Annotated in this window: 8 protein-coding genes; all 8 read right to left on the minus strand. The window is 63.6% G+C overall.

Annotation, left to right across the window (positions count from 1 at the left end; all coding sequences use genetic code 11):
* A partial coding sequence (locus QZ266_RS00430; protein WP_295690576.1) for an ABC transporter permease occupies positions 1-956 on the minus strand: 956 nt, incomplete at its 3' end.
* Between the two features lie 10 nt (positions 957-966).
* Positions 967-2,124, minus strand: a complete 1,158-nt coding sequence (locus QZ266_RS00435; RefSeq protein WP_295690579.1) for an FtsX-like permease family protein — start codon at positions 2,122-2,124, stop codon at positions 967-969.
* Entirely contained in the window at positions 2,121-2,816 is a 696-nt protein-coding gene (locus tag QZ266_RS00440) for an ABC transporter ATP-binding protein (RefSeq protein WP_366523991.1), read from the minus strand. The genes QZ266_RS00435 and QZ266_RS00440 overlap by 4 nt, the downstream gene beginning before the upstream one ends.
* Positions 2,817-2,921: 105 nt before the next feature.
* On the minus strand, positions 2,922-3,953 hold the full coding sequence (locus QZ266_RS00445) for an efflux RND transporter periplasmic adaptor subunit (protein ID WP_295690581.1): 1,032 nt from the start codon (positions 3,951-3,953) through the stop codon (positions 2,922-2,924).
* Positions 3,954-4,056: 103 nt separating this feature from the next.
* Positions 4,057-4,524 carry a TIGR02301 family protein gene (locus QZ266_RS00450; RefSeq protein WP_295690582.1) on the minus strand — a complete coding sequence of 156 codons (468 nt, stop codon included), beginning with the start codon at positions 4,522-4,524 and terminating at the stop codon, positions 4,057-4,059.
* 8 nt (positions 4,525-4,532) lie between these two features.
* Positions 4,533-5,000 carry an NUDIX domain-containing protein gene (locus QZ266_RS00455; protein ID WP_295690583.1) on the minus strand — a complete coding sequence of 156 codons (468 nt, stop codon included), beginning with the start codon at positions 4,998-5,000 and terminating at the stop codon, positions 4,533-4,535.
* Complete coding sequence (locus QZ266_RS00460; protein ID WP_295690584.1) at positions 4,997-5,386, minus strand: VOC family protein; 390 nt, start codon at positions 5,384-5,386, stop codon at positions 4,997-4,999. Before QZ266_RS00460 ends, QZ266_RS00455 begins: the two co-directional genes overlap by 4 nt.
* Positions 5,383-5,519 (minus strand): SDR family oxidoreductase (locus tag QZ266_RS00465; protein ID WP_367178190.1); only part of this gene is annotated, 137 nt, incomplete at its 5' end. The genes QZ266_RS00460 and QZ266_RS00465, both read right to left, overlap by 4 nt.

The following is a 5,519-nucleotide window of genomic DNA, read 5'->3' on the forward strand; positions in this document are numbered from 1 at the left end:
GCGGCCAGGACCAGGGATTCGACCATCGTGCCGACCGCGGCGGCGAAGCCGGAAAAGCCGATGGCGCGCAGGGTGGCAATCTCGCGCATGCGGGTGTCGACCGATGAATACATGGTGTTCCAGGCGCCGGCGAGGGCACCAATGGCCATCACGATGGCCAGCGGCCAGCCGATGAACTCGATCAGAACTGCCGTGCCGCCAGCCTGGCCGGCAAAGAAATCGGTCTCGCTCTGGATGTCGAGATTGAGGCGCGGTTCGTTCTCCTCGAAGGCCCGCAGTTCCTCGATGGCTTCCGGCGAGGTCAGGCGCGCCCGGATCGACTGAACGCCGGTGCCGCGATTATAGAGGTTCTGGATCACCGCGATATCGGCCCAGATCTCACTGTCGAAGACCGAACCGCCCGTCGAGAAGATGCCGACGACCACCCATTCATTCGGCCCGAGGCGAATGGTCTCGCCGAGGTCGAAATTGGAAAACTCCCGGATCACACCGGCGCCGACCACCAGCTCATTGGTGCCGGTCTCGAACATGCGGCCTTCGAGCATCTCGAACCCTTCGCGCAGGCGCAGGGCCTGTTCGCTCACACCACGCAGGGGCAGGTTCGCCTCGGTTTGCGAAGACCGCTTGATGCCGTCCACGATCACAAAGAGTTCCCCGGAGACCAGGGCGGTACCATCAGCGTCGCGGGCAATGCCGGGCGCTTCTTCGATCAGGCGGACCTGATCGGAGGCGAGACCTGAATTGAGCTCCGCTTGCGAGCCGGCCCGCAACATGACGGCGACGCTCTCCGAGCCGGTCCCCTGGAGGGTCGCCCGGAAGCCGTTTGACATCGCCAGGAAGCCCAGCAGCACGCCGGTGACCAGCGCGATGGAGACCACCGTGGCGAGAGACAGGCCCGCCCGCTGGGGAATGGAGCGCAGGTTCAAAAGGGTGACGGCGCCGATTTGGTTGAACATGACGCGTCCCCTATTGCTTGCTGAGCGCGGTGATGATCTTCACGCGCTGGGCATTGATGGCCGGGACAATCCCGGTGAGCAGACCGAGCAGGACAGCCAGTCCCACCCCGACCCAGAAGACCATGGCCGACATTGCAAGGCCGGGCAGGAATGCCGCCGCGGCTTCGGCGATGCCTGAAATCATGAGGTGGGCAAGCCCGAGGCCGAGCAGGCCCCCGACCAGGCTCAGCATGACCGACTCCGAGAGCACCATGCGGAAGATGCGCGGGGCCGGAAAGCCGAGTGTCTTCATCACGGCAATCTCGCCGGTCCGCTCATTGATTGCGGTCACCATGGTGAAGCCGACAATGATCAGGATTGTGGTGAAGGCCGAGCCGACCACGAACAGCAGGATCAAGGCGATATTGCCGAACTGGTTGGCAAAGGCCTCGTTGAAGGCAGCCTCGGTGGTGGTCTCGGTTTCAAAAGGCGAGTTGGCGAACAAGTCATCGACGGCACGGGACACCTCGTCATTCAGGGACGCGTCCGTGGTGTTGATGATCAGCCAGCCGACCTGGTCATTATTGAAGGCCAGCGCCTCATTGTAATAATCATAGTGGAACAGGGCGTAATTCGCCGGAACCTTGTCGTCTTCGGCATCAAAAATGGCGCAGATATTGAAGGCCCAGCTCGCCGATCCATCCGTCTTCTGCCAGATATTGGAGAGCAGCGGGATCGTATCGCCGACCGACCAGCCATACTGGCCAGCCAGGTCGGTTCCGACCAGCAGGCAGTCACGTGTGTCCATGAAAGCCTGGCGTTGTTCCGCCGGCATGGTCAGTTCCGGATAGGCCGCCAGATAGGTGTTGGCGTCGACCGCGAAGGTCTGGACTTGCTGGGTCTGGTCCTGGAAATATCCGCCAAACCAGCTGGCGTGGCCGACATTCTCGACCCCTTCGACGGCCGCGACACGCGTCCAGTAGGCGTAGGGCATGGAGACGGTGAAATTGATCCGGTTGACGGTGATCAGCCGGTTGTCGGCTGCCAGCGCACCGCCGGAAGTCCAGACCGAATAGAAGGCGCCCAGCACCCCGAAAATGAGAAAGGCGATCAGGATCGACAGGGTCAGCAGGATCGCCCTCAGCTTTTTGCGGAAGAGATTCTTCCGGATCAGCGTGAGATCATTCATTGGGCCGGCTCCTGCGCCTGTTCGACGAAGCGACCCTTGTCGAGATGCAGTTCGCGACGGGCATATTTGGCGGCCGAGGGGTCGTGCGTCACCATGACGATGGTCTTGCCGAGTTCCTTGTTGAGGAGCTGCAGGGTTTCCAGGATTTCGTCGGCCGATTTGCGGTCGAGATCACCGGTCGGCTCATCGCACAGCAGGACTTTCGGGTCGGCAACGATGGCGCGGGCGATCGCCACGCGCTGTTGCTGACCGCCAGACAGCTGGCGCGGCCGGTGTCCCTTGCGGTCGGCGAGGCCGACAATGTCGAGCGCCGTGGCAACGCGTTCCTTGCGCTGCTTGCCGGACAGGCTGGTTAGCAGCAGGGGCAGTTCGACATTCTGCGCCGCTGTCAGGGTCGGCATGAGATTGTAGAACTGGAAGATGAAGCCGACATTCTGCGAGCGCCATTTGGCCAGCTTGCCCTCGGACAGCTTGTCGACACGAACGCCTTCGCAGTCCACGGCCCCCGAGGAGGGCCGATCAATGCCGCCGAGCAGGTTGAGCAGGGTCGTCTTGCCGGACCCTGACGGTCCCATGATCGCCATGAAATCCCCTTGCGGGATCGTCATGGTCAGCTCTTCGAAAATCGTGATCGATTCCTTGCCACGGGTATAGCCCTTGGACAGGTCGGTGAGCGTGTAGAGCGACGTCATCGGGTCTTCCTCATTCATCAACACCGCCGGGGCGCTTGCCCCGGGTCGGTCAGGATTTGCCTGCCAGCATGCGTCAAGTTTCATGCTTTGTAAATTAAAGTACTTCTACTCAACGAATATGACGCGGGACGCCATGTCCGGAAGGATACGCGTATCGCGCTCGTCGAAGGCCACGCGAACCGTGATCGTGGCGCGCGCACGGTCGGCGGTCGGGATAATCGCCTCGACATGGGCCGGAATGCGCCAGTCAGGATAGGCATCCAGTCGCGCCTCGACGCGCTGGCCGGGGGTCACCCGGCCGATCTGGCCTTCATTCACATCCACCTCGATCTCCAGCGATTCCATGTCGACAAGTGTGGCGACACCGGTCCGGGTGAAACCGCCACCGGCGGATGCCGGCGACAGGATTTCGCCGACCTGGGCATTTTTGGCGATGACGATGCCGGAAAAGGGCGCGCGAACAATATGGCGGTCGATCAGGTCTTCCTGGGCCCGGACCTGGGCGGCGACGGCCTGGTAGTCCGCACGAGCGGCACTGATCTGGGCGGTAAGACTGTCGACCTGCGCGCGCGCAGCCGTGACGGCGGCCTGGGAGCCGATCTCGCGCGCGGCCAGCGTTTCTGCCCGTTGCAGCACGGTCTGGGCCTCGTTGAGCTGGGCCAGGAGCGCGCGCGGGCGTGTGGCCGCGGCCTCGCGCTGCGCCATCAAGAGGTCGAGCTGGATGCGGGCGCGGGTATCGTCGAGCCGGGCCAGGACCTGACCCTGTTCGACACGGGCGCCTTCCTCGACCAGAAGCTCGGAAATTCGGCCGGTGATTTCGGCGGAAACCGTCGCCTGCCGGCGGGCCACGACATAGCCGGTCGCGACGAGGCCTGATGTTCGCTGGGCCGGGCGGGCCGAGGCCGGTGCCGGGCTTTCAGCCGGCGTTTCGCTGGCTGGGGCAGGGGCGGGCAAAGCAGCGACAGGCTGCGCTTCCGGGGCAGCACTGCGCATGAGATACCAGGTTCCACCCGCCGAAAGGGCGGAGAAGATGAGCACGATGGCGATCATGACGGGAATGGAAATCCCGCCCGGGGCGCTTTCGTCCTCGCGATCAATGCTCAGTGATTCCAGTTGCGATCGGCGATCCGACATCATGCCCCCTCTTGCACGCGACCGGGTATCCTAAACACGAGTTCATGACATTGGGAACGGGACGCAGGCCGCAAACGTCCCGCTTTCGCCGATAATCGGCGTATGCTCAATCGAAATAGGCGGCGCGCATCATCTCTGACAGATCCCGGCCGCGATGGGCGAGGGCGCGGCGTTCGGCGTCGGCTTCCAGGCCGCAGCGGGTGCGATAGCGTTGTTGCGAGCGATAGCCATCATTGAAACTGGAGATGAGGCGGTCCCGCCAACGCCGGTCGTCGGCAGCCTCCATGGCCAGTAGCTCGACCATTTGTTCGCGCCATTCCTGATCATCCGGGCCTTCGCAGGCAAAGGCCAGATAGTGGAGTTCGCCCAGCGTATAGGCGAGGAAGGGCAGGGTGCGTTCGAGGTCCAGCTCCTCGCGGACTTCCGCGCTGATTTCCGTGTCCTGAAGGCTTTCGGCCCGGCTTTCCACGGTGGCGGCGACCGGCTCCGGGCGCGGAAAATTGCGAGGCTTCTGCGCCAGCGCCGACGTCGTGGCGACAGCGATCAGGACCGGGAGACAAAGGAGCGCGCGCATGGCGCGCATCATGGCACGGATTGTGGCGCGCTCAAGGCGGCGACGATGTCACGGGCACGCCCGATCACATCGCGGGTCCGGTCCCATTGGGTCCGCTTGATGGCCTCGTCATAGGGAAAGAAGGCGGCCTCGGTGACATCATCGGCCGCAACCGGTTCGCCGCCGGTCCAGAGGCCGGCAAAATCGACCAGCAGATAATGCCAGTCGCCCGGCTCGCCGGCCTCGCGCAGGCCGATACTGTCGATGACATCGATCAGGCCGATGATGCGCGCTGTCGTGCCGGTCTCCTCGGCCAGTTCGCGCAGCGCGGCTTCGGCAGCGGTCTCGCCATATTCGATCTTGCCGCCGGGCAGGGACCACTGGCCTTCATAGGGCGGCTTGCCGCGGCGGATCAGCAGGACGTCATCGCCGCGAAACACGACCATGCCGGCACCCGGCACCGGCTGGCGGCGCACTTCGGCGGGCGCCTGTGTCATGCGTCCGGATCGTTGGCGGCTTGCGGATCGTATTTGCCATTCGGTGACCAGATCGCCAGCTCATTGCCGCTGGGGTCGGTGAAATGGAAGCGGCGACCTCCGGGGAAGTCCTCGCGCCGGATGACCGTGCCGCCCGCCTCGGTTACCCGCACTTCGGCGGCCAGGATGTCCTTGGCCTTGAGGATGATCAGGCAGCCAGTCCCGAAGGCGGCGTCCTCGAGGCGCAACCCGCCATCCAGGCCGGCATTCTCGAAGGCGGCATAGGTCGGGCCGAAATCGATGAAATCCCAGCCGAACGCACCGGCATAGAAGGCCTTCGCAGCCGCCATGTCGGTGACCGGTATTTCATTGTAGTCAATCTTGAGAATGGCTTCGTTGTCGTTCACTTCGCCGTCCATCCGCCGTCTACGCTGATCCAGGAACCATTCATATTGGCCCCGGCGTCGGAGACAAGATAGAGCAAAGCGCCGGCCAGCTGCTCATAGGTGACAAACTTCTTGGTCGGCTGGGCCGCCAGCA

Origin of the sequence: uncultured Maricaulis sp. (genome assembly GCF_905480005.1) — a bacterium.
Classification (GTDB): Bacteria; Pseudomonadota; Alphaproteobacteria; order Caulobacterales; family Maricaulaceae; genus Maricaulis.